Here is a 22,889-nt window from a genome sequence, read left to right on the forward strand (position 1 = left end):
CTTTCAAATCGTATTGTCACCGCTATTGTAGACCAGTGGTGTAAGCAAATTATGCTTTAAACGCTGCACCTACAATAAAAAATTCCTCAGTTTGTTATTGCCAAAAAGAATTTTTTACCGACGTTAATGTGTATAGGTGCAGAAAAAGAAGCTGGATGAAGATATAAATATTGGCTGTAGATTTTTCATGAGAAATCGGTTCAAGGGTAACTAAAATAATCCGATGAAGAGGTTAGATAAAAATAGAAATAAAGTAACTCAAGCAGCGCAGTTAATTGAGGAAAACCTTCATAGAAATTTGAAAATTACCGATATTGCTAATCATGTTCATCTGTCGCCTTTTCATTTTCAACGATTGTTTTTTGCCTATATGGGAGAACCTGTGAATCGCTATATTGCGGTGCGCCGTCTGGAGACCGCAGCATTGGAACTCACCAACACTCCAAACATCAACTTACTGCAGCTTGCAATAAATTGCGGTTTTCAAACCCATAGCGCTTTTTCTCGGGCATTCAAAAAACAGTTCGGAATAAGCCCCTCTGCTTTTCGCAATTCTCCCGAAGCCGCGGAAACAGGGGTGCAACAGGGCCGCCCGTATTTGATCAATCAGCCGCCGCGCCAGGTGATTGAGCCAGTCGAGATCGTCACTCTACGACCATTCTATTTCCGGTTTCAGCAGTCGAGAGGAACCTATGAAGGCCAATTTTTCCACAAGAGTGATTTGGATATTGGTGCATATTTTTTAGCGCTACTGAAAGAGACAGTGCCGCCGGATCAATTCTTGATGAGCTGTTTTCCTAACACCCCCCAGATGCTCAATGATGATACCGTTACAGTTTGGTACGGTGGAGCCTACTCAGAACGCCCGAACAACAACAAAAGCTATAATTGGCACATGTTCGACGCTGGAACATGGGCGGTCTTTGAACACTGGGGGGATTACAAATTCCTCTACCAAACTTGGAACCAGATTTATCGCAACTGGCTTGCTCAGACAGCGTATAGGCTGCGTGATGAATTTCCGTTCGAAGCTTATTCGGGAACACCGAACTACATCGACCCAGCAAAACAACTCACTCGTATTTATATTCCACTCAGAAAAGCATGATAGGAACAGCAGGTTTCCACTTTACTTGCTAAATTCGTCCGGAACAAAATTGTTCGGGATTAAGCCATGCAACTTCATCAATACCCAGCCACCCAGATTTGTGCAGCCTTATCGGCAGGCGATATCCAGGCCAAAGAGGTAATACACCACCAGCTAGAACGTATACAGCGCCTCAACCCGATGATCAATGCCGTTGTAACACTTAATGAAAACCAGCCTACAAGTAATATGCGTCCGTTGGCGGGTTTGCCCATCACCCTGAAAGATCAAATTTACTATCGCGGGATGGCCTGCACATTCGGGTCGGAGCGTTACAAGGGATTCCACCCTACCCAAACCGCATCTGCCGTGGAACGACTGCTGAATGCTGGTGCTCAGGTTATGGGTAAAACGAATCTCCCGCCCCTCTCGATGGACTTTCAGTGCAGTAATACTCTATTTGGCACCACTAACAACCCTTGGAATTTAGAATACACACCGGGCGGGAGTAGTGGTGGCGGTGCAGCTGCGATAGCAGCGGGGATGAGCTTTGTCGATATTGGTACAGACTTGAGTGGGTCTTTGCGTATCCCTGCCTCATTTTGTGGTGTGTTTAGTCTTCTGCCGAGCGAGGATGCCATTCCCATTGATGGGACTATGCCAAACCAGGCTGCACCGCTGAAGCATTTTGCTCGAATAGGGCCGATTGCCAGAACTTGCGATGACTTGGACCTGGTATGGACACATATGAATAACCAGCCAGACGTTGGGCAGAAAGAATTTAAAATGCCAAAGGTCAACTGGAGTGTCGATAGCGGCGGTATTGAAGTTTGTAAGAGCATCGTTAAATGTTTTGAAAATGCGAAAAACGTATGGGAAGAATCTGGGGTTCACGTAGTACAGGCTCAACCAAAAGATTTCGATTTTAAACGGGCACGTCGCGCATTTGGTGAAATTATGGGGTTTGAAACAAGCGCTTTAATGTCGGCGCCTGTACGTTTTCTTTCCAGCATTCTTGGGCGTGCAAGTGCGCGCCGTTCACCAGAATTTATCGCGAATGTCATGCTTGGTTATCGTCACAATAAAAGCCGCCTTAGCAATGCAATTGACGAAAAAAAGATATTGTCTGGTGCTATTGATGCCTTTTTGGCTGATAACAGTGTATGGGTGTTGCCCGTTACGGCGACTTCGGTGTTTAAGCATATGGCACCAACCAGCGATCGCAATGGTGTGCGTGATTACGCCCTCCCTATGTACATCAATGAGCAACCGGTAAATTATTTTGATGCGATGGCAGCCTTTACAACGCCGATTTCACTGACGGGTCATCCAGTTGTGACCTTACCAATAGGATTTGATGGAAACGGGCTTCCGATCGGAGCACAGCTGATCGGCCTTAAAGGCCAAGAGAAAGAGCTTATCGAAACTGCGAAACGCTTACATAACATTCTGAAACCACACCAGTGTCCCATGTTTATGAATGGCTAATAGTGGTTTCTTTGTGTCAGTTAATCGGTGTTGCTATCAATTTGTGGTAAGAGGATGAGGGTTAGTGGCGAGAGGTAGTCGGTAAAAATTGAAAAAATATGTGCCAACAGTAGGTAAAAGGGCATTGAGATGCCCTACATCTTTAGGCATTCATTGCCCTAAGTTAATATTCTATTGCAACGGTAACGGCAGAATTCACCAGATTTTTTTGTGAAATCTGTCCTTAGAGGGCCGTCTATATCGCTAGTAGCTGTTTGGCTTGCCGGCCCCATCTTTGAGGTAATCCTGAAGACTTTCCTGCAGGTAATAATCCCAGCCACTTTTACACATATCCCAACATTTCATTTCTGGAGATAGACCAATATGGGTAAATGTAATTAGAGTTCCCGTATTCTCCTCAGAAAATTCGAAACGCAGAGTACTGCCTTTCCACTCCTCGGGGTCATCTACGTTATCGGAAACCATATTGGATTCAGTACATTCAAGCTCAATCAATTTCTCGGGCTTCAATACTTTGGCGCGAAAGACCCAGTAAGACTGACCTTTAAAACCAGTTTTGGCGATGTCGCCCACCTTTAGGAAGGGTGCGCTTACCGGTGTCCACCACTGGGACATTTTTTCGGTTACCGCCTTGTAAGCATCTTCCCGGGAGCTTGGGCTAAAAAATGATGTAGTGTAGTTGGACATCACCGTTCTCCATAGGGTCATCGAAGCTGGGTCTGGAAGGCATTGTCAAGAATGCTATTTACCTTTCATTAGCAATCCAGAGATTTCACCCTTGGGGTCTAGTTTGCTGTGCATATTAATAAAGACCTTTCCATCCATTAGCGCTTTTCGATAAGGCTCTTCCACCATCCATTTACCCATAATAAATCCACTGGTGCCCTCGGAGCATTTCTTTTCCAGTCCGTGTTTATCCTTATCGGTTTTGGTCTTGGGCCAATCGGGAACCATGCCGGGGTTTGTCGGCATTCCACAGATAGTTTGGATAATCGGACCGCTCGCTTTACCGGGCTTGCAGATAGGCGGCTCTTTGCCATCGCCAGCGCATTGCATATGGAAATGCGACATCGCTACCCCACCGGGTGAGAGATCGCTGTAGCCAACCATAAAACTCAGCATATGTGTCTGGTTGTTGTAGGCGCCAATAAAGAAGCCACCCGCATCTTTAGGGGTTTGTGGATTTACCTTTTTACCGAGCATATTTTCGTTAGCGGTGGTCAGGTCGGCCTTAAAAATGGTAAACCGCTTGTCATCTCCGGCATCGGACCAGGCTTTCTCGCCAGATCCATGTTTGGCAGTTGGTGAGTCTTTTTCTTTTTTATTGTGGTTATCTGCAGTGGTGAAAGTGGAATAGGCCAGTAAAAACATCACCATTATTAAATAAGCGATTTTGGGTAATGAACTGAGTTTCATAAACCTCTCCTCCATATTGAGTCGATTTTGTTATTACCTATACGAGAAATTTAATGCCAGACGCTTAATAGCGCTCATATTCACTATGAAGAATGGTGTAGATCATGGATGGCTGGCGATAACTACTTGTAGCATATGTGCTTGGTTCTGGCCGCTTAGGGCCAATTTTGGAGACAGTATTTTTTACTGGGTATCTTGGGGAATAAAGGAATTCGTGGAAACGGGATATCCGGCTTCACATGAAGCGATGGGTATAGGGAGGATACAGCCGGAAAAAATTGGGGTTATCGAAAAAAATTATTAACAGGCATTTTCGCTAAATTTAAAACACTGGATACAACGATTGCTCATCCGTACCCAGTGACTCTGCTATCGAGGATGGGGCGCTATCACCCCGCATCCTTCCAAACTAATTCGCGCTCTCGGGCATAAAGGGGAATAAAGTTAAATTGTACCTCTGTGCCCCCCTGCGTACGCCGCTGAATATTCAATTTTCCATTCAGATTACTGGCACGCTCCTGCATGATTGACATACCGAAGTGGTTGCGTTTTTCCGGTGCGTTGCTGATACCCACACCGTTGTCGCGGATGCGCACATTGAGCGATTGGTTATTAGCCTGAATCATGCTGATTTGCACCATATCGCCCTGAGAGTGGTATACGGCATTCTGGGTAGCTTCGCGTACCAGCTGCAGCAGATGGATTTCCTCGTGGGGAGTGAGCGGCACTTCATTGAGGTGATAGTCGAGCAAAATAGTGATCTGCGGGTGCTGCTCGCGATAGGCGAGGATGGATTGCTCGAGGATATTGCGTAGGCCGCCAGGGCCTATCTGCAGCCTGAAGGTGGTGAGCAGTTCGCGCAGCTGGCGATAGGAGGAGTCCAACCCCTCTTTTAGCTCGGTAATAATCTCCTTCACCTTGGACTTATCCACCTGCTCGCTGCGATTGGCGCGATTGAGCCTAGTGACTTGGATTTTCAGGTAGGACAGCGATTGGGCCAGGGAGTCGTGCAGTTCCCGCGCGATGATCGCGCGCTCATCCAGAAGGGCGACGCGGCGCTCTTGGGCCTCGCGCTCGTTGATGGCAATGGCGGCGGTGACGCTGTCGGCAAAGGTGGCCAGGCGCTGTTGCTGTTCCTCATCGAGGCTGTTGCCTCTGGGCAGAGTGCACATCAGTACGCCGTAATTGCGCTTATCCACTTCCAGGGGGAAGCGGTACACGCGGAACTCTCCCTCATCGGAGGGACCGCAGGTGCTCACGCAAACCCGACAGTCACTGCCGCTGCACTGGCTGTTGCCAAACCCCTGTACCAGATGTTCGTAGGGGGCTTCGCCTTCGGGTGTCATCAGGCACAGATCCAGGTTGTTCAAGTCGGCGACATTGGCGAACTCGCCAAGCCATTGCCCCAGCTCGGATCCGGCCAGGGGCCCCTCGCTAATACGCCGTGCCAGTCGGTATTGGAAATCCAGTGCCTCGTGGCTCTTCTGTAGCTGGGCGGTTTTTTGTTCGACGCGGTGGGCCAGGTCACGATGGGTTGCGTGAATCTCGTCGCTCATATAATTGATGGTGCGTGCCAGAACCCCCAACTCGTCTTCGCTGTCGATCTCCAGGCGATTTTGGTTGAAGTTCCCCTGGGCGATGCTCATTGAGCGGCTGATGAGTTGCTTCAACGGTTGCTCCACGGAGCGATGGAGTATGTACAGGGACAGGTAAACAAGCGCCACTATGGCGAACAGGGAAGCCACCTGTACCAGGCGCAGCAGGCTGATCTTTTCCTCGGCGATGGTTTGATAGTCCAGTACCAGGGTGTCTACATCGTGAATAAATGGTTCCAGGTGGGTGGCCAACTGCAGGGAATCCATGCTGGTGCGGCCGGCGGCAATGGATTCCAACAGTGGTCGAATCTCTTCCTCCCAACTGCCGATCACCTTGCGGTAGTTGTGCGCCGCGCGCAGGTTATCGCTGGCACTGAAGTCGGAAATACTCAATACCCGGCTCAGGCGCGAAGTCACTTCGTTCGATAGTGTGGCGGTGGCTTCCAAATCACCAGAGGGTGCTGTCGCTGCGAGCCGGTAGCTCATAGCACGCAGGGAACCGGCCAGGTTCACTGCGGCGGCATCGTTTTCCGCGGCGTCAGAGATAATGTAAGAGGCCACCATGGAGCTCAGCGCGACTAACACTGTGAGCAGCATCAGGGTGCCGATTCGATAGACGATGGACTGTCGGATTCGATTCAACATATCAGTTCACTTCGATCTCGGGCCGCTGTTGGATAGCCTCTATTGTGCCGCTTACAAGCGCTCAAATTTGTGAGTACCACCAAAGAGTGCCAGTTTTGCACAAAATTTAACCTATTGCCTGTGTTTTAAATACCGCCTAAGTCATTACGGGACTTACGCCCAACCTCAACCATCAACTGGCGCCATTTTCTTACCTACTCATGGGTAGCTCAGCGCTTTTCTACCCCTTTTTGGTCAGGTGATCCTCTTTTACAGCGCTTTTATATTCCCAGCTAAACCGATGCTTTAACCGCATTTCGATGCCCTGGGAGTACCGCATGAGCCATTTCCTGGACCGACTGAAATATTTGAAGAAACAAAAAGAGCCTTTTTCCGGAGGACACGGGGAAAAGACCCATGACGACCGCAGCTGGGAAGACGGCTATCGTCGCCGCTGGCAGTTCGACAAGATCGTGCGCTCCACCCACGGGGTGAACTGCACCGGCTCTTGCAGCTGGAAGATCTACGTCAAAGACGGCCTGGTCACCTGGGAGACCCAGCAGACCGATTACCCGCGCACCCGCCCGGACCTGCCCAACCATGAGCCCCGCGGTTGCCCGCGCGGTGCCAGCTACTCCTGGTATATGTACTCGGCCAACCGCCTCAAGTACCCGAAGATTCGCAAGCGCCTGGTAAAACTCTGGCGCGAAGCCAAGTTGAGACACAGCGATCCAGTGGATGCCTGGGCCAGCATTGTCGAGGACCCGGCCAAGGCCAAGTCCTACAAAGAACGCCGGGGAATGGGTGGCTTTGTGCGGATTAAGTGGGATGAAGCCAATGAGCTGATCGCCGCTGCCAACGTCTACACCACCAAAAAATACGGACCCGACCGGGTAACCGGCTTCTCGCCGATTCCCGCCATGTCCATGGTGTCCTACGCCGCAGGTGCCCGCTATCTGTCATTGATCGGCGGCAACTGCCTGAGTTTCTACGACTGGTACTGCGACCTGCCGCCCGCCTCTCCACAGATTTGGGGCGAGCAGACCGACGTGCCCGAGTCTGCCGACTGGTACAACTCCAACTACCTGATCGTATGGGGCTCCAATGTGCCTCAGACCCGTACCCCGGATGCGCACTTCCTCAGTGAAGTCCGCTACAAGGGTGCCAAGACCTGCGTAATCACCTCCGATTATTCCGAGTGTTCCAAGTTTGGCGACACCTGGCTGGCACCGCGTCAGGGTACCGATGCGGCCCTGGCGATGGCCTTTGGCCACGTGATTTTGAAAGAATTCCACGTCGACAAGCCCAGCGCCTACTTCACCGAATATGTGCGCACCACCACCGATATGCCGATGCTGGTGACCTTGGAAGAGCGCGAGGGCAAGCTGGTACAGGGCCGCTTCCTGCGCGCCTCCGATCTGGCAGATGACCTCGGCCAGGACAACAACCCAGAGTGGAAGACTATCGCCGTCAACCATGATGGCCAGCTGGTGTCACCCCAGGGCTCCGTAGGTTACCGCTGGGGCGAGCAGGGAAAATGGAACATTGAGCAGCGCGATGGCCTGAGTGGCGAAGAAGTAGAGCTAAAGCTCAGCCTGAAAGACTGCGCCGATGAAATCGCCCAGGTGGCCTTCCCTTACTTCGGTGGCCAGACCCACGAGCACGACTACTTCCAGCACACCGACCACAGCGATGTGATCGACTACAAGGTGCCGGTGAAGTACGTGCGGAACAAAGACGACGAGGTGCTCAAAGTTGCCAGCGTCTACGACCTGACCCTGGCCAACTACGGCGTTGAACACGGCCTCGACGATCCCAACTGTGCGCACAGTTACGACGAAGACAAGCCCTACACACCCGCCTGGCAGGAAAAGATTACCGGCTGTCGCCGCGAGAACGTTATCCAGGTAGCGCGTGAGTTTGCCAACACCGCCGACAAGACCCGTGGACGCTCCATGGTGATTGTGGGCGCTGCCCTCAACCACTGGTACCACATGGATATGAACTACCGTGGCCTCATCAATATGTTGATGATGTGCGGTTGTATCGGCCAGAGCGGCGGTGGCTGGGCCCACTATGTGGGGCAGGAAAAGCTGCGCCCCCAAACCGGCTGGACCCCGCTTGCTTTCGGTCTCGACTGGCAGCGTCCGCCGCGCCATATGAACGGCACCTCCTTCTTCTACAACCACGCCAGCCAGTGGCGCTACGAGAAGTTGGAGATGGATGAAGTGGTTTCGCCGCTGGCCGACAAGAGCAAGTGGCAGGCTTCCATTATCGATTACAACAGCCGCGCCGAGCGTATGGGCTGGCTGCCCTCCGCACCGCAGCTGGGTATGAACCCGCTGCAACTGACCAAAGATGCCGCCGCTGCGGGTATGTCCGCCAAGGATTACACCGTACAGCAGCTCAAGCGCGGCGCGCTTAAGTTCGCCAACCAGGACCCGGATAATCCGCAGAACTACCCGCGTAACATGTTCATTTGGCGCTCCAACCTGCTGGGTTCCTCCGGTAAAGGCCACGAGTACATGCTGCGCCACCTGCTCGGCACCAAGCATGGCCTGATGGGTAAGGACCTGGGCGAAGCCGGCGGCAAGAAGCCGGAAGATGTGGCCTGGCACGATACCCCCAGTGAGGGCAAAGTCGATCTGCTGGTGACACTGGACTTCCGTATGTCCACCACCTGTCTCTATTCCGACATCGTGCTGCCAACGGCTACGTGGTATGAGAAGGACGATCTCAATACCTCCGACATGCACCCCTTTATCCACCCGCTCACCAAAGCGGTGGACCCGGCCTGGGAAGCGCGCAGCGACTGGGACATCTTCAAAGGTGTGGCGAAGAAATTCTCCGAACTCACCGACGGCCATCTGGGGGTGGAGAAGGATCTGGTAACCCTGCCAATCCACCACGATACCCCCACCGAAATCGCCCAGCCCTTTGGGGTGAAGGCCTGGTGGAAGGGCGAGTGCGACCTGATCCCCGGCGTTACCGCGCCGAGCATGATCGAGGTGGAACGCGACTACCCCAACACCTACAACCGCTTTACCTCTATCGGCCCATTACTTGAAAAACTCGGCAACGGCGGTAAGGGCATCAGCTGGAATACCGATGACGAGGTGGACTTCCTCAAGAAGCTCAACCGCACCTGGAAGGATGAAAGCGCCCGCGATGGCCGCGCCCGTATCGACAGCGCCGTAGATGCCGCCGAGATGATCCTGTCTCTGGCCCCTGAAACCAACGGCCAGGTGGCGGTGAAGGCCTGGGAAGCGCTGGGCAAGATCACCGGTCGCGATCACACCCATCTGGCCAAGCCCAAGGAAGACGAGAAGATCCGCTTCGCCGATATCGTGGCGCAGCCCCGCAAGATCATCTCCTCCCCCACCTGGTCTGGCCTGGAAGATGAGCATGTGAGCTACAACGCCGGCTACACCAATGTGCACGAGCTGATTCCCTGGCGCACCATCACCGGTCGCCAGCAGTTCTACCAGGATCACGAGTGGATGCGCGACTTCGGCGAGACCATGTGTGTGTACAAGCCGCCCATCAACCTGAAAACCGTACAGCCGGTGCTGAACCAGAAGCCCAACGGTAACAAGGAGATCCTGCTGAACTGGATCACCCCGCACCAGAAGTGGGGTATCCACAGTACCTACTCCGACAACCTGCTGATGCTCACCCTGTCTCGCGGTGGCCCCATCGTGTGGATGAGTGAAAACGACGCCAAGCTGGCGGGAATTGAAGACAACGACTGGATCGAAATCTTCAACGTCAATGGCGCCATTGCCGCCCGTGCGGTGGTGTCCCAGCGAGTGCCAGACGGCATGGCCATGATGTACCACGCCCAGGAGCGCATCGTGAATACACCGGGAGCGGAAACCACCGGCACCCGCGGCGGTATCCATAACTCCGTAACCCGCGCGGTGATGAAACCCACCCATATGATCGGCGGCTACGCCCAGCAGTCCTACGGCTTTAACTACTACGGCACTGTGGGCTGTAACCGGGATGAGTTTGTGGTGGTGAGAAAAATGAACAAGGTCGACTGGCTGGATGGCGAAGACGTCAAAGAGCCGACGCGAGAGGAGGTGTAACAATGAAAGTTAGAGCCCAGATCGGCATGGTGCTGAACCTCGATAAATGTATCGGCTGCCACACCTGCTCGGTGACCTGTAAAAACGTCTGGACCTCTCGCGAGGGGGTCGAGTACGCCTGGTTTAACAACGTCGAGACCAAACCCGGTGTCGGCTACCCCAAAGAGTGGGAAAACCAGGACAAGTGGAACGGCGGCTGGACCCGCAAGAAAAACGGCAAGCTGCAGCCCAAGATCGGCAGCAAGCACCGGGTACTGGCCAACCTGTTTGGCAACCCGGATATGCCGGAAATCGACGACTACTACGAGCCGTTCGACTTCGACTACCAGACCCTGCACAAGGCGCCGGAGCAAAAACACCAGCCGGTGGCCCGTCCGCGCTCGCTGATCAGTGGCGAGCGTATGGAGAAGATCGAATGGGGTCCCAACTGGGAAGAAATTCTCGGTACCGAATTCGACAAGCGTAAGAAGGATAAGAACTTCGAACAGGTCCAGGCAGATATCTACGGTGAGTTCGAAAACACTTTTATGATGTACCTGCCACGCCTGTGCGAGCACTGTCTCAATCCGGCCTGTGTCTCTGCCTGCCCCAGCGGCGCCATCTACAAGCGCGAAGAGGACGGCATCGTCCTGATCGACCAGGACAAATGCCGCGGCTGGCGCATGTGTGTGTCTGCCTGCCCCTACAAGAAGATCTACTACAACTGGAAAACCGGTAAATCCGAGAAGTGTATCTTCTGTTACCCGCGTATTGAGGCGGGCCAGCCAACTATCTGTTCCGAAACCTGCGTGGGCCGTATCCGCTACCTGGGGGTGCTGCTCTATGATGCCGACCGCATCGAAGAAGCCGCTGCGGTAGAAGACGAAAAAGCCCTCTACCAGGCCCAGTGCGATATTTTCCTCGACCCCAGCGATCCCAAAGTCCAGGAAGCTGCCCGCGCCGAAGGTATCCCCGAAGCTTGGCTCGAAGCCGCGCAGAAATCCCCGGTGTACAAGATGGCCATCGATTGGCAGATCGCCCTGCCACTGCACCCGGAGTACCGCACCTTGCCCATGGTTTGGTACGTGCCGCCGCTGTCTCCGATCCAGAACGCAGTGCAGGCCGGGCAAGTGGAAACCGTCACCGTGGGGCGCGGCGCCGAGATCCCCGATCTCTCCACCCTGCGTATCCCGCTGCAATACCTGGCCAACCTGCTCACCGCCGGCGACGAAAAGCCAGTGGCCCGCGCCCTGGAACGCATGATTGTGATGCGCGCCTATATGCGCGGCATCCATGTAGACGGCGTGCAGGAACGCGAGTTGCTGGAAGAGGCGGGAATGACCGTAGCCCAGGTAGAAGAGATGTACCGCTATATGGCCCTGGCCAATTACGAAGACCGCTTCGTGGTGCCCTCAAGCCACAAGGCTTACGCCGAGAACGCCTACGACATGAAGTCCTCCTGTGGTTTCAGCTTCGGCAACGGCTGCAGCACTGGCAACGACAGCACCAATATCTTCGGCGGCAAGCAGAATGCGGTGCGCGAAGTGATACCGGCCAAAGTGGTCGACTGAGGCCGAGGGGAGAGTACCGATGAAAGTATTAAACCTGATCGCCCGCCTGCTGGATTACCCGTCCGATGAGCTGGTGGCGCACCTGGATGAGTTAACCAACTGGGTGGCGGAATCCGAAGACCTGGACAAGCCCCTGCGCGATTTGCTGCTGGCGTTTATCGCTCATTACGAGCGTATGGATGCGCTCGATTGGCAGAGTGAATACGACGGTTTGTTTGAGCGCGGCCGGGCTGTGTCCCTGCACCTGTTCGAGCATATCCACGGCGAATCCCGCGATCGCGGCCAGGCCATGGTGGATCTGATGAACCGCTACCGAGCCGCCGGCCTGGAGCTGAATCAGCGCGAACTGCCGGATTATCTGCCCACCTACTTAGAGTTCTGCGCCACCCAAGGTGAAGCGGCCTACGGTTGGGTGCACGATATCACCCATGTGATTGCCCTGTTGAGCGCGCGCCTGTCAAAGCGCGAGAGCCCCTATCACCTGTTGATGGATGCGCTCTTGCAAATGGCCGGCGTCTTCGTCGATCTGACCGCGCTCAAAGAAGAAGTTGCCAATGAGGAGCGCGACGATACCCCCGAGGCGCTGGACAAGATCTGGGAGGAAGAAGTGGTCAGCTTTACCGGCGCCAACAATTGTGACCAGTCCATAACGCGGCCCAGCGCTGCGCAGCTGCGCGACGGCCAGCCCCTAACCTGGGCCTCCAGTGCCAAAGATGCCGCGCAGAATTCTGCCCAGCCCGTACCACAGGAGTAACAAGATGAACTATCTGAATACGCTGCTCTTTGCCATCTATCCCTTTGTTGCCCTCACGGTGTTTCTGGTGGGGAGCCTGATCCGCTATGACCGCGATCAATATACCTGGCGCACCGGCTCCAGCCAGTTGTTGGAGCACAAGCAATTGCGCATCGGCAGTTACCTGTTCCATATCGGGGTGATTGCCATTCTCGCGGGCCATTTTGTCGGCCTGCTTACGCCCAAAGCGGTGTGGCACTTACTCGGCATTGAAGCCTCCACCAAGCAGATGATGGCAATGGTTATCGGTGGTTTCTTCGGGGTAATCTGCTTTATCGGCCTCACCATTTTGATTAAGCGCCGCCTCACCAATCCGCGAGTGCGCGCCACCACTTCCAAAATGGACCTGACCATCCTGCTGATGCTTTACGCCCAGTTAATCCTCGGCCTGATCAGTATCCTGGTTTCCGCCGGCCATATGGACGGTGCCGAAATGCTCAAGCTGATGACCTGGGCCCAGTCCATTGTCACCCTCGATGGCTCCGCAGCGGCAGCGGCTATCGCCGACGTAAATATCATCTACAAGCTGCATATTTTCCTTGGTATGACCCTGTTCCTGCTGTTCCCCTTCAGCCGCCTGGTGCACGTATGGAGTGTTCCAGTGCAGTACTTCCGCCGCAATTACCAGGTAGTGCGTGCCAAAGCCGCGCGCTAATCCCAGCAATCGTTTAACAGGCCCGCCAAGTGTGGGCCTTGTGTGGAGAAGAGTCATGAGTGCATTACTAGCTTCCGACGCCGCCGGGCATGAATTCGAACTGGCTGAAGCCGTGGCCGTGAACGGCAGTGAAATTCCCGCAGACCTGATTTACCAGGAGATGCAATACCAGACCGCCAACTCCCCGCGCCAAGCAATTTACCGCGCTGCACGGGCATTGGTTATCGGTTGGCTGTTACGGGAAAAGGCCGCAGGGCAGGGGCTTTGCGCTGCCGATGAAGACTTGCACAGCGAGGCCTTCGATCACGCCGTTTCAGATCTTTTGAAAGGTGAGTTGCAAGTGCCCCCGGCCAGTGAAGCCGAGTGCCGCGCCTATTTCGAAGCCCACCCACATAAATTCCGCTCCGATCCCCTCGCCGAAGTGCGCCATATCCTGATCCCGGCCGCACCGGATGACTCCGAAGCCTGCGCCAAAGCGCGCGCCGCCGCCGAGGAAATGCTCAAGCAGATCCGCAACGATGCCAATCCGCTACAGACCTTCGCCCAGTTAGCCCAATCCCACTCCGCCTGTTCCTCCGCCGAAGCCGGTGGCAGCCTCGGCCAAGTAGGGCGCGGTGATACCGTCGCCTCCTTCGAGCGCGCAGTATTCGAGCAGGGCACTGGCTTGGTAGCAGAGCCCGTGGAGACCCCCTACGGTGTGCATCTGATATATGTGGAACACTGCGAACCGGGCCGCCCGCTGGAATACGAATATGTTTCGGAGCGAATCGAGGAATACCTAACTGAAAAACGCCGCCGCCAGATGACTAGCGACTACCTGCAAAAAATGGTTCAGGCCGCGCAAATATCAGGCCTGGATTTATCGGGGGAGGCCCACTGAGGGGCAGAGATTCGCCAACTGTTCGCACGCAATCGCGACTGGGTAAATTGAAGTGGAATTCTTAATCCAGTACAGGTACAAATCCACTTGTTAATCTTTTCTATATAAGAGGCCGTAACCTAAACCACTAGTAGCCCCAAATAGAAGGCCTACTGTAAGTACATGCTTTAGATAAATTAACCAACCCCAAAACGTTGGATAGCCATTAATTGCTTTTATTACATCTACGCTCATTAAAGTGTCTTTAACCCTGCCAATGTAATTGCCATCAGGGTAAGGCCAGTCATTAATTCCAGGATATAGAGAGCCAACAATTAAACCTAGACACATACACTTAAATAGATTTAACCCAAAGTATCTTTCTATGATTAATGCAAGTGGTACATAAATCATCATGTGTGCTAGTGATATAGGGATTGAAAAAATCAAAATAAATGCTGGACCGGCTGAGTTTATTTTAGAAAATCCTAATGTACCGGCCAGTAACAAAAGTACTATCGAAGGAATAAGGCTTGCAGCAATGATTGATGGTATATGTCGCACAGAGATTTGGTTTGAACTTACGTCCAGAAATTATAGGCTTTCATAGGGTGCCTAAGCTATGTAATTGATTGATGTGTCATATCCAGCTAGTACTTTCGCACCAAAGTGTCGCATGATGTCAAAATGCGTTAGTGTGGCTGTCTTCGCAAAGACCACAGCGCAGCGATTATTACCATTCCACAAAAACCTAAATATATTATTTTGCCTTTCAAATTTTCAACATCAACACACTGCCAATTTTCACACTGACGGACTATAAAAACATTTCTCGGATCAATCCAGAAAATTATACCTGCCGTTATTGCGGAAAATATAACCGGGTAGGATCTTACTTTGGGGGCAACTTCGGCCAAGAATGCCGCAAGCCAGAAAGCGAACAGTGAGGCCAAATATAACTTTAATTGGCTCTGTCCAGAGAAAATCAAGCTGGTAATTGTACTGAAAAAAGCACACAGCCCGATAAAGAATCTAAGTCCGCTTAATCTGGAAAGACCACTATCATCCTTGGTAAATTTGTAGCCATATCTTTTCATGGTTTATACTAGTGTATTGATGGGCAACCTAGGTGTAAACCGTTAGCCATTGAATTTAAAGCGCAATCTAGCCTTATATTTACACCAGCTTCCTGACCAGTCAAATTTCCTACATTCTTAATGCTTTTACAGCAGATCAATCAAATAAGTTATCCGGCTCTGACTCTACAATTTCAATATCTTGCAAAATTCCATCAGGATTAAGCTGGTTAGTTAGTACTACCCAGCCGTCTCTCTAATTGGATATTTAGGATCATATCCCTCAATGCGCTGAAGGTATTCTGAGTAAGGAGTGATGTTTTCAGCATGATAAAATAATTGGTGAAAATGAGGTTGCAATTATCAAAATAAATAAAACCATTGATGAAGTGGATTTATCCTCCGACAAAAAAGAATAGCATTAATATGAACTTATCCTGATAAGCTTCCTTGTTGTCTATTATTTTCTTCATTAATTACTGAAATAGTTCTTTCTATAAATCTTTTATAAGCTTTTTGGGGTAGGAATGGGGATTTATTATTTATATTGAATTTTTCCAAAATATCCTTAACTTGTGTATCAATCATTATTTGTTCCACACCCAATCCTTTTTGATGAAGCTCTTGAATTTTATTTATCCATATAAAAGTATTTTTCCTGAATTCAAGCAAAGATGACTTGTTTGCTGTAGCGCCATGCCCCGGTATTATCAAACTTTGATCATCGCCCAGATTTAAAATGGCCTCAATGGCTTCATTAAAACCTTTAATTCCGCCAGCATAAAATGTTGGGTGCCAGCTGGTATCGAATACATCACCGACAAATATAGAATTACTTTCCTTATGGTAATAGATATTGTCGATTGTTGTATGGGACTTGACTTTAATGTGAGTGAGTCCATCTAAATTGAAGCTGCTCTCTATCAGTTTTCCACCTTGCTTTTCAAAGTGCGCGTTTCCACCTGTGTGGTCGGAATGCGCGTGTGTGTTTAAGATGAAGGAGATAGACTTATCGTAAATTGACCGAATTTCTTGATCTAACGCACTTAACTGATTATTTCCTGGCATAGGATCAATGAGTACCAATCCATTTTCCGTTGATATTAAGCCAATATTCGTTCCGTACTCTTTTCCACTCAAGATATGTAGGTGTTCAGAAACTTTTTGCACGCTAATGCTACTAGATAAAGCGATAGAGCTGGTGAGTAGAAATAAATTGGAGGTCAGAATTATAAATCCTTTCAAAACTCATCCTCTTGCACTGTGATAAATGGTTCTTTAGTCTGTAACGGCTTTGTCAGTTGTAATTTGGATGCGGGATGGTATTGGGATACTTTGGTAAGGCTAGCCAAAAACGTTAACTGCACAAAATTGCTAGCCTTAGCTATTCCACGCTAATTTTAATTTCATCTATAGGGTAAGCCGGCTTAATTTGAGCGCAACTTAGTGCCTTGATGAAGTCAATGTACGATATTTAAGTAACCAGTTATGTGAATTAATGATTGCTGGTGAGAGCTAGCTATTTCATTGAATGAAAACCGATATTATTTCCTTCGGTATCTTGCGCTATTGCGATAAAACCGTGCTCTCCAATAGACATTTTAGGCACTACTACCTTCCCACCTGCTGGCTCAACTCTGGCCAGTTCAACAGAACAATCTTCGCTATCAAAATACGCTAGAGTGCTATTACCTCCAGCTTCAACACCCTCCATTTTACAAATTGCTCCACTTGCACCCGGCTCTTGTTTCATTGGAAATGCCCACATCTCGGGTTGAGGGAAGTCTTTTACTTCGTCAGGATTGTCTAATCGAGTTAACTCCTGCTTGAGAACAGCTTCATAAAAGGACTTTGCACGAACCATATCATTTACATAAATTTCAAACCAACAAACTGCATTTGTATTCATTTGAGTATCCTCACTGTTAAGTATCTAAGTATGGTTTGTATTTCTGGAGACATAACGAAGTTTTAGAAAGATCATTCATATTTTACGCGCAATAATGAAAACTACCATATTATGCATTCCATGCTGCCATAGAACTTCAATGGTAAAACCAGCGTCTTGAATTTCTTTCTCTAGTTTTACTTTTGTTAGGATGAAGACATCGGGCATTAAGCCCATAAATTTTCCCAGAGGTGCTAAGAGCTTAATAAACCGTATATAGGAATTACCCATACAAACGGTACTACTCACGAAAACACCACCAGGCTTTAGGATTCTAGCAGCTTCTGCCAAAACATCTCTTCTATCTGGTAATAAGTGAATAACATTTAAACCCAATACTGCATCAAAACTTGCAGACTCAGCATTGAATTCGGTTAATGTACCTCTGGTAAATCTAATATTATCGATGCAGGCTTCCCTGGCCTTAGTTCGGCCAATCTCAAGCATATTTTCAGAGATATCTACCGCTTCAATATGTTGCACATGTGGAGCGTGGCAAATCGCTGTAGTCCCTGTTCCGCAACCAAACTCCAAAATATTCATATCAGGCGTAAAGAATTTCTGAGTATCTGAGAGCTTCTTCTGATAACTTGCCTCGTCAGAAATAGGGCTCCTAGCATACTCCTCTGCTTTTCTATCCCAGAACTTATCAGACCTAGTCATATCAGTTCCTGTATAAATGCCAAGGTGTTATCGGCGCTGTTTTTTACTCCCTGACTCATAAAGCCTCAAGCTGCGGACCGAAGCGTCCGAAAGCCTTAACATTTTAAGTTTCAAAACCCACTAAGAACACCCCACAACTTACCCCAACGTTCAAGCTTTTCAGCGGCACTCAACAGTCTTGGTTGAATTTGAATGGGGTTGCCAAGTTGATTCACATCTTGCAATAAATTGGAATTTACTGCTCCGCGAAGCCGACCATTTATATTGCAACCTACGGCTAGTAGTTCATTACAAGCTTTACAATGGTAGAAATTAGCAAGCTGATCACCATTTTGTTTAGTTAAAATCCCATCGCCAATGAAAATCACTGACATATTCGGATCACTAATAATACGTGACGGGTTGGATTGGCAATAATTACAATCGCAAACGCGCGGATTTAAACCATCGAGCGCTCCAGCTAACTGAACTTCAACCCGCCAACGCTTACATTTACACGATCCCTTAAAGAGCATAATAATTAGCGCCAATTACGATGAAAGATACGCTCGCCCCAATTGCCGGAGGCTGCTGACATCTTTTTGCCAGGATTTTGGCAAAAAAGGTGACAGCAACCGCGGGTCAGATTGCATGCACTTGGTACGCCCAGCATAGGCGTGAACTAATAGGGTGAAACTCCCCTGTAGGAAGATCACCATTTAATGGCACTCCATTAAATGCTAACTACCAGTGAATGGCAACTGCAACAGGGTGAGATCTTTGGGTAAGGGTGCCACTGAAAAACTACAAATTATCGAATAGAAATATCATTTAATGCTTAGCCTAGAGGCGAAGTGGTCAAGGGCACTGAAGCCATGTGATCTAATGGGTAGAGTAAATGATGAAGTTGTGTAGTGAAAGTCACCCCCGTATCAGGGGAGATCTGTGTAACCTGCTGATATGAAGCTGTCAGCATGGCCGCTGACTCATAATTAGTCCCAACCCGCTAGCCACCATCGCGGGGAAAAGAAGTGGTGAAACATAGCAGTGCCTCAGTCAGTAATGACCAAGGTGATTAGGCAGAAGTCAGCCGGCGACATAGTAGTCTAATACCAAGATTAATACCTTGGTCATGGTGAAGGCTTGAACCTAAATCCATTACGGATTGGGAGCCGCCCATTGCGGACCCGTACGATGGGTGGTGTGGAGGCCGGTAGCTAGAAACTACCGGCTACCCGATTTATATCCTTAGCTAAATAGTGGCACATCATCATGGATGTTCGACCAAGGAGGCTTTTCTGATGTATAAACTTGGATTTTTGGTGCTAGCTCATCAGTATAATTTTTAATTATACCTAGTGGTAAAACAAAATCGCCCGGGAAATGCTTCCCGTTAATAAGGTGAGTTGGTGTTCCACATGTGGAGCAGAAATTTTTGTATGATTTTTCGGTAGCTTGGTAATTGATAACCGAGTCTTCGCCTTTAGATAATGAGAATTTTTCTTTCGGAACAACAGCATAGGTACTGTGATCAGAGCCTTGTAACTTTCTACACATAGAGCAATGACACTTCACTACTGTCTTAATAGGAAGATTAAATTCCCATGCTACAGAACCACAATGACAGCCGCCTTTTATTTTATTCAATTTTGCATCTCCGTGAAATATAACCGTTGATTATATTCATTTATTTTATTTTCTTCGGTTTAAGGTAAGGCTACATGTTAAACGACATATAATATATGATACAGATCATATTAAATTGTAGGCACATAAGAACTCATGCCTTATACAAAAGAGCATAAGGAAATTACTCGTAGACGAATTCTTGAAAGCGCGTTCAGGCTTTTTACGGTCAAGGGTTTTGATGGCGTTACAGTGGATGGAGTGATGAAAGATTGCGGGCTCACCAGAGGAGCGTTTTATGCTCACTTTGACAGCAAGGCGGTGTTGTATCGTGAGTCCTTAAAATTTGCAGTCAATGGCACTAAGCTTGCCGAACTTAAACCAGATGGCACTACCGATAAGGAATGGCTATGCCTATTGCTTGATGGATACCTTAGCTTAGAGCATGTGCGGGGTGAATACCCATGTCCACTTGCATTTTTAGCTACGGATATAACCATGCAGGATGAAGAAACAAAAGAAACTTATGCAAGCATCTACGATGGCATGAACAAAGCAATTTTGGAATACGCCAAAAGCTATGTTGATTGCGACGAAGATGATATTTTGTCAGTAACTGCAATGCTCATTGGTGCAGTAGCCATAGCAAGAATCATAGGTAACGAGAGTTCCGTTACAAAATTATTGCAAGCGTGTCGCCAACAGGCGGGGTTGAAATTGGGTGGAATATAACGCTGAGCATATGGGCGGCCGAAACAGAGCGAAGCGGTGTATAGATCGTCCCAGCCCGCGCTATTTTCAGATGAAAGCTGCGTTTGTATGGTTGTTCTAGTTCGATTCAAATGTTGAAAACCCTTTTCGCTAACGGGTAAATTGAGACACACCTTCGCCGGTCACCGAAGATCTTTTCTGCCACAGTTCGTTGCATTGTCGGTTCATAAAGGCCGATAACAAGTATGAACGTAACAGACACTCATTAGGCATAACTCGAATAGTCATGTGGGACTCAAGCCCGAATAGTGAGGCCGAAATACCTATATTTTATGGAACCTCAAGAGATTAATGTCGGTATCGATGCTAGTAGCATACAGCTCGATATTTTTGTGATATCAACTGGCCAATTCTTTACTGTTACCAATGATAAATATGGTATTAAGGACACCGTTCAACAACTGTAGTGCCTAAAACCCAGAAGAGTACTTATCGAGTCCACCGGAAGGCTTGAATTGGAGTTTGTCTGTGCTGCTCACAAGGCGGGACTGCCTATAGTTGTTTGCAATCATTCAAATGTAAGAAACTTTGTAAAGTCAACAGAGCAACTCGCCAAAGCTGACCAGCTGGATGCTGTCGAAATTGCTCACTTTAGGGAGGCAAAGAAGTCGATGTTATCGCCAATAAAACCTGTAAATTTAATATTAGAGACTTACTGCTGGATCTAGCATCGCTGGTTTAATAATGTGATGCTTTATACGCCAAATGGTAAAAAATTAACTTGCCTTTATTGACTTACTAGCAAAAGTAACTGCAAAATAATCATGTTGTAAATTTTGTGTCAATTTCAATATTTGTTTTTTCGTAAGGATGCGTTAAATGAAAAAACTAAACTTACACCTATCGGTAGTTGCAATATTATTCTCGCTTCTCTCTCACCAAGCACTTTCTACAGATGTGTCATCTGGGTATAAAGCCAAAATAGAAATGGATTTTTTATTGGCCCCAATAAAAAATGAAGTTGATTTGGAAAACTATTTAGCTATTACTCCAATAGAGAATAGTCCTCTGAGAGTTCTGCCGGAAATAGAGCGAGATATATTTATTAATAGCTTGGTCTTTACCAAAAAAGGTCTCGCTTCATTTGATTACAGTGCACTTACTTATGGACCGAGTGTTACCGAAGTTTATAGCATTTTAGCGCTATTCGGGTCTCAATCCGTCACTCCATTTTTACCAGGTTTATCAGTAACATCCGGACCGGATAAATCGATAATGAATGCGGCCGATACTATGCCAGTCGCATCCCAGTTGCTTGATTATCAATGTAGGTGGAATAGCCCTATTAACCAATTTTCCTGTCTTTTTACTCCATTTCAAACTTGCTTTCCTGCTTGGTGCACCTGATAGTTAGTTAGGTTGATATCCCCACTCAACTGAGTGGGGATATCAAGAAGGCTAGAAGGGTTAGCTCTATATATTGAGATTGTTATCTAGTTGGATGAGATTTCAAAATCATACTTGGGTTTACGAATCTAAAATTTACATTATGAGGAGGTCTATTGGTTAGATTACTGAAATATTTACATGCTTCAATTTCAATTCGATTTTCACAGTTGTAGTAGATGCAGGATTTCGCAGTAAGAAATAATAATAACCTCATCTCCTTTTTTAAAATAGATGATTAAAAAATGAATAATATTAAAATATTGGTTTTTGTGATGCTAATTTTTAATGCAAGCATTGAGGTTTGGGCAAGTACAAACAAACCAATAAAGAGCCTTTACAACCAAATAAATCAAATCTACAAAGATACACGAATGGATCCAAGTGGGAACAAATTACCTAAGAAGTTTTACTCAGATAACTTTAGTCCCATTATAAATTCTGAAGCCTTAAGTGATTTTAGTGGAATTGAACTGGAATACCTATTTCAAGCTACAAAAACCGCTATTGCTTATGATCCAGATGTCAATTACGCCAAAGATATGGCTAGAGTATTACATTATTTAAAGATAAAAAATCTTGTGAAAGAGCGTCACTTAGTTGCTCTGCAGGAGGCCTATATTGCAACTCGACAATTTGAATTAGCCAGCAACATGGTTGAACAAAAAAGTTCTGGATATTTACAAGTTATACCGGAAGTTCATAGGGTTGGCGAAAAAACATCTAGGCATCCTACAATTTGGAAAGTCGAGAAGAACTCTATTAAACAGAGTGCTTTTAGCATACCAGACAATGGCCCATTCATTTTGGTTGCATCAAACCCCTTATGTAGTTTTTCCATTTCAGCAGCTCAACATATTATTGTTGATGAGGAGCTATTAGAGATCTTCTCTGAATACTCATATTGGCTCACTGAGCCTAGGGGTAAACTGTATATTGAGGGGTTCCTAGATTGGTCGCGAAATTATCCAAGCTTACCCACAGGTTTGATGCATGAGACTCCACCATGGTCTGAGTTACCTGAGTTGCGTAGCAACATAGGAACTCCGGCATTTTATTTCTTTTCTGATGGTAAATTTATCGAATACTTTGTTGGTTGGCCACGAGAGGGAGAACCTGAAGCACTGAATAATGCTCTCAGGAATGTCGGTTTGAATCGTTCTGAAAAACAAATATCTGTAATGAATAGGGGTGGCTAATGGACTTTACCGAGATTGATAACATCACTACTCAATATTTCTATGTAATGAAAAATAAACCCGTAGACGTATCAAGAATGCCA

20 protein-coding genes are annotated in these 22,889 nt (G+C 48.5%); 10 read left to right on the forward strand and 10 right to left on the reverse strand.

The window, feature by feature from the left end; translation table 11 throughout:
- The first annotated feature begins 223 nt into the window (after positions 1 to 223).
- Positions 224 to 1,108: a helix-turn-helix domain-containing protein gene (locus tag ACJJI0_RS16020; protein WP_444883363.1), complete on the forward strand. Its 885-nt coding sequence runs from the start codon at positions 224 to 226 to the stop codon at positions 1,106 to 1,108.
- Between the two features lie 66 nt (positions 1,109 to 1,174).
- Entirely contained in the window at positions 1,175 to 2,575 is a 1,401-nt protein-coding gene (locus ACJJI0_RS16025; RefSeq protein ID WP_444883364.1) for an amidase, read from the forward strand.
- A gap of 243 nt (positions 2,576 to 2,818) precedes the next feature.
- On the opposite strand, the gene ACJJI0_RS16030 is transcribed toward ACJJI0_RS16025, so the two are convergent.
- From ACJJI0_RS16030 to ACJJI0_RS16040, 3 genes are all read right to left on the reverse strand, one after another.
- A complete protein-coding gene (locus tag ACJJI0_RS16030) occupies positions 2,819 to 3,262 on the reverse strand; it encodes an SRPBCC family protein (protein ID WP_444883365.1) in 444 nt (147 codons plus the stop codon).
- 54 nt (positions 3,263 to 3,316) lie between these two features.
- Positions 3,317 to 3,991, reverse strand: a complete 675-nt coding sequence (locus tag ACJJI0_RS16035) for a CHRD domain-containing protein (RefSeq protein WP_444883366.1) — start codon at positions 3,989 to 3,991, stop codon at positions 3,317 to 3,319.
- 389 nt (positions 3,992 to 4,380) lie between these two features.
- Positions 4,381 to 6,231, reverse strand: coding sequence for a histidine kinase (locus ACJJI0_RS16040; protein ID WP_444883367.1), 1,851 nt, complete (start codon positions 6,229 to 6,231; stop codon positions 4,381 to 4,383).
- 317 nt (positions 6,232 to 6,548) lie between these two features.
- Between ACJJI0_RS16040 and ACJJI0_RS16045 the strand changes: the two genes are divergently transcribed.
- Genes ACJJI0_RS16045 through ACJJI0_RS16065 form a run of 5 tightly spaced genes read left to right on the forward strand, consistent with a single transcriptional unit; the run spans position 6,549 to position 14,179 of the window.
- Positions 6,549 to 10,301, forward strand: coding sequence for a nitrate reductase subunit alpha (locus tag ACJJI0_RS16045; protein WP_444883368.1), 3,753 nt, complete (start codon positions 6,549 to 6,551; stop codon positions 10,299 to 10,301).
- 2 nt (positions 10,302 to 10,303) lie between these two features.
- Complete coding sequence (narH, locus tag ACJJI0_RS16050; protein WP_252084095.1) at positions 10,304 to 11,851, forward strand: nitrate reductase subunit beta; 1,548 nt, start codon at positions 10,304 to 10,306, stop codon at positions 11,849 to 11,851.
- Positions 11,852 to 11,870: 19 nt separating this feature from the next.
- Positions 11,871 to 12,605, forward strand: a complete 735-nt coding sequence (gene narJ, locus ACJJI0_RS16055) for a nitrate reductase molybdenum cofactor assembly chaperone (RefSeq protein WP_444883369.1) — start codon at positions 11,871 to 11,873, stop codon at positions 12,603 to 12,605.
- A 4-nt stretch (positions 12,606 to 12,609) separates the two neighbouring features.
- Positions 12,610 to 13,299, forward strand: a complete 690-nt coding sequence (gene narI / locus ACJJI0_RS16060) for a respiratory nitrate reductase subunit gamma (RefSeq protein WP_252084097.1) — start codon at positions 12,610 to 12,612, stop codon at positions 13,297 to 13,299.
- A 55-nt stretch (positions 13,300 to 13,354) separates the two neighbouring features.
- Complete coding sequence (locus ACJJI0_RS16065) at positions 13,355 to 14,179, forward strand: peptidylprolyl isomerase (RefSeq protein ID WP_444883370.1); 825 nt, start codon at positions 13,355 to 13,357, stop codon at positions 14,177 to 14,179.
- A gap of 90 nt (positions 14,180 to 14,269) precedes the next feature.
- On the opposite strand, the gene ACJJI0_RS16070 is transcribed toward ACJJI0_RS16065, so the two are convergent.
- The 7 genes from ACJJI0_RS16070 to ACJJI0_RS16100 form a co-directional block, all read right to left on the reverse strand.
- On the reverse strand, positions 14,270 to 14,668 hold the full coding sequence (locus ACJJI0_RS16070) for a hypothetical protein (RefSeq protein ID WP_444883371.1): 399 nt from the start codon (positions 14,666 to 14,668) through the stop codon (positions 14,270 to 14,272).
- A gap of 182 nt (positions 14,669 to 14,850) precedes the next feature.
- Positions 14,851 to 15,255, reverse strand: coding sequence for a hypothetical protein (locus ACJJI0_RS16075; RefSeq protein WP_444883372.1), 405 nt, complete (start codon positions 15,253 to 15,255; stop codon positions 14,851 to 14,853).
- Between the two features lie 411 nt (positions 15,256 to 15,666).
- Positions 15,667 to 16,479 carry an MBL fold metallo-hydrolase gene (locus ACJJI0_RS16080; protein WP_444883373.1) on the reverse strand — a complete coding sequence of 271 codons (813 nt, stop codon included), beginning with the start codon at positions 16,477 to 16,479 and terminating at the stop codon, positions 15,667 to 15,669.
- 274 nt (positions 16,480 to 16,753) lie between these two features.
- Entirely contained in the window at positions 16,754 to 17,143 is a 390-nt protein-coding gene (locus ACJJI0_RS16085; protein ID WP_252084102.1) for a VOC family protein, read from the reverse strand.
- Between the two features lie 75 nt (positions 17,144 to 17,218).
- On the reverse strand, positions 17,219 to 17,845 hold the full coding sequence (locus ACJJI0_RS16090; protein WP_444883374.1) for a class I SAM-dependent methyltransferase: 627 nt from the start codon (positions 17,843 to 17,845) through the stop codon (positions 17,219 to 17,221).
- A 110-nt stretch (positions 17,846 to 17,955) separates the two neighbouring features.
- Complete coding sequence (locus ACJJI0_RS16095; protein WP_444883375.1) at positions 17,956 to 18,219, reverse strand: hypothetical protein; 264 nt, start codon at positions 18,217 to 18,219, stop codon at positions 17,956 to 17,958.
- Between the two features lie 853 nt (positions 18,220 to 19,072).
- Positions 19,073 to 19,471 carry a GFA family protein gene (locus tag ACJJI0_RS16100; protein WP_444883376.1) on the reverse strand — a complete coding sequence of 133 codons (399 nt, stop codon included), beginning with the start codon at positions 19,469 to 19,471 and terminating at the stop codon, positions 19,073 to 19,075.
- A gap of 135 nt (positions 19,472 to 19,606) precedes the next feature.
- On the opposite strand from ACJJI0_RS16100, the gene ACJJI0_RS16105 reads away from it, so the two are divergent.
- The 3 genes from ACJJI0_RS16105 to ACJJI0_RS16115 all read left to right on the forward strand — a co-directional run bounded on the left by ACJJI0_RS16105 (position 19,607) and on the right by ACJJI0_RS16115 (position 22,806).
- On the forward strand, positions 19,607 to 20,182 hold the full coding sequence (locus tag ACJJI0_RS16105) for a TetR/AcrR family transcriptional regulator (RefSeq protein WP_444883377.1): 576 nt from the start codon (positions 19,607 to 19,609) through the stop codon (positions 20,180 to 20,182).
- An 858-nt stretch (positions 20,183 to 21,040) separates the two neighbouring features.
- Positions 21,041 to 21,568 (forward strand): hypothetical protein, encoded by a 528-nt coding sequence (locus ACJJI0_RS16110; protein ID WP_444883378.1) that lies wholly within the window; start codon positions 21,041 to 21,043, stop codon positions 21,566 to 21,568.
- A 284-nt stretch (positions 21,569 to 21,852) separates the two neighbouring features.
- Complete coding sequence (locus ACJJI0_RS16115) at positions 21,853 to 22,806, forward strand: hypothetical protein (RefSeq protein WP_444883379.1); 954 nt, start codon at positions 21,853 to 21,855, stop codon at positions 22,804 to 22,806.
- Positions 22,807 to 22,889: the final 83 nt, after the last annotated feature.

It is taken from the genome of Microbulbifer mixtoriginis (SeqCode) (assembly GCF_052466695.1).

What these genes read in the sequence shown, in the direction of transcription:
- ACJJI0_RS16020 (WP_444883363.1), top strand. Translation starts at nt 224, where the DNA reads ATGAAGAGGTTAGATAAAAATAGAAATAAAGTAACTCAAGCAGCGCAG.
- ACJJI0_RS16025 (WP_444883364.1), top strand. Translation starts at nt 1,175, where the DNA reads ATGCAACTTCATCAATACCCAGCCACCCAGATTTGTGCAGCCTTATCG.
- ACJJI0_RS16030 (WP_444883365.1), bottom strand. Translation starts at nt 3,262, where the DNA reads ATGTCCAACTACACTACATCATTTTTTAGCCCAAGCTCCCGGGAAGAT.
- ACJJI0_RS16035 (WP_444883366.1), bottom strand. Translation starts at nt 3,991, where the DNA reads ATGAAACTCAGTTCATTACCCAAAATCGCTTATTTAATAATGGTGATG.
- ACJJI0_RS16040 (WP_444883367.1), bottom strand. Translation starts at nt 6,231, where the DNA reads ATGTTGAATCGAATCCGACAGTCCATCGTCTATCGAATCGGCACCCTG.
- ACJJI0_RS16045 (WP_444883368.1), top strand. Translation starts at nt 6,549, where the DNA reads ATGAGCCATTTCCTGGACCGACTGAAATATTTGAAGAAACAAAAAGAG.
- narH (WP_252084095.1), top strand. Translation starts at nt 10,304, where the DNA reads ATGAAAGTTAGAGCCCAGATCGGCATGGTGCTGAACCTCGATAAATGT.
- narJ (WP_444883369.1), top strand. Translation starts at nt 11,871, where the DNA reads ATGAAAGTATTAAACCTGATCGCCCGCCTGCTGGATTACCCGTCCGAT.
- narI (WP_252084097.1), top strand. Translation starts at nt 12,610, where the DNA reads ATGAACTATCTGAATACGCTGCTCTTTGCCATCTATCCCTTTGTTGCC.
- ACJJI0_RS16065 (WP_444883370.1), top strand. Translation starts at nt 13,355, where the DNA reads ATGAGTGCATTACTAGCTTCCGACGCCGCCGGGCATGAATTCGAACTG.
- ACJJI0_RS16075 (WP_444883372.1), bottom strand. Translation starts at nt 15,255, where the DNA reads ATGAAAAGATATGGCTACAAATTTACCAAGGATGATAGTGGTCTTTCC.
- ACJJI0_RS16085 (WP_252084102.1), bottom strand. Translation starts at nt 17,143, where the DNA reads ATGAATACAAATGCAGTTTGTTGGTTTGAAATTTATGTAAATGATATG.
- ACJJI0_RS16090 (WP_444883374.1), bottom strand. Translation starts at nt 17,845, where the DNA reads ATGACTAGGTCTGATAAGTTCTGGGATAGAAAAGCAGAGGAGTATGCT.
- ACJJI0_RS16095 (WP_444883375.1), bottom strand. Translation starts at nt 18,219, where the DNA reads ATGTCAGTGATTTTCATTGGCGATGGGATTTTAACTAAACAAAATGGT.
- ACJJI0_RS16105 (WP_444883377.1), top strand. Translation starts at nt 19,607, where the DNA reads ATGCCTTATACAAAAGAGCATAAGGAAATTACTCGTAGACGAATTCTT.
- ACJJI0_RS16110 (WP_444883378.1), top strand. Translation starts at nt 21,041, where the DNA reads ATGAAAAAACTAAACTTACACCTATCGGTAGTTGCAATATTATTCTCG.
- ACJJI0_RS16115 (WP_444883379.1), top strand. Translation starts at nt 21,853, where the DNA reads ATGAATAATATTAAAATATTGGTTTTTGTGATGCTAATTTTTAATGCA.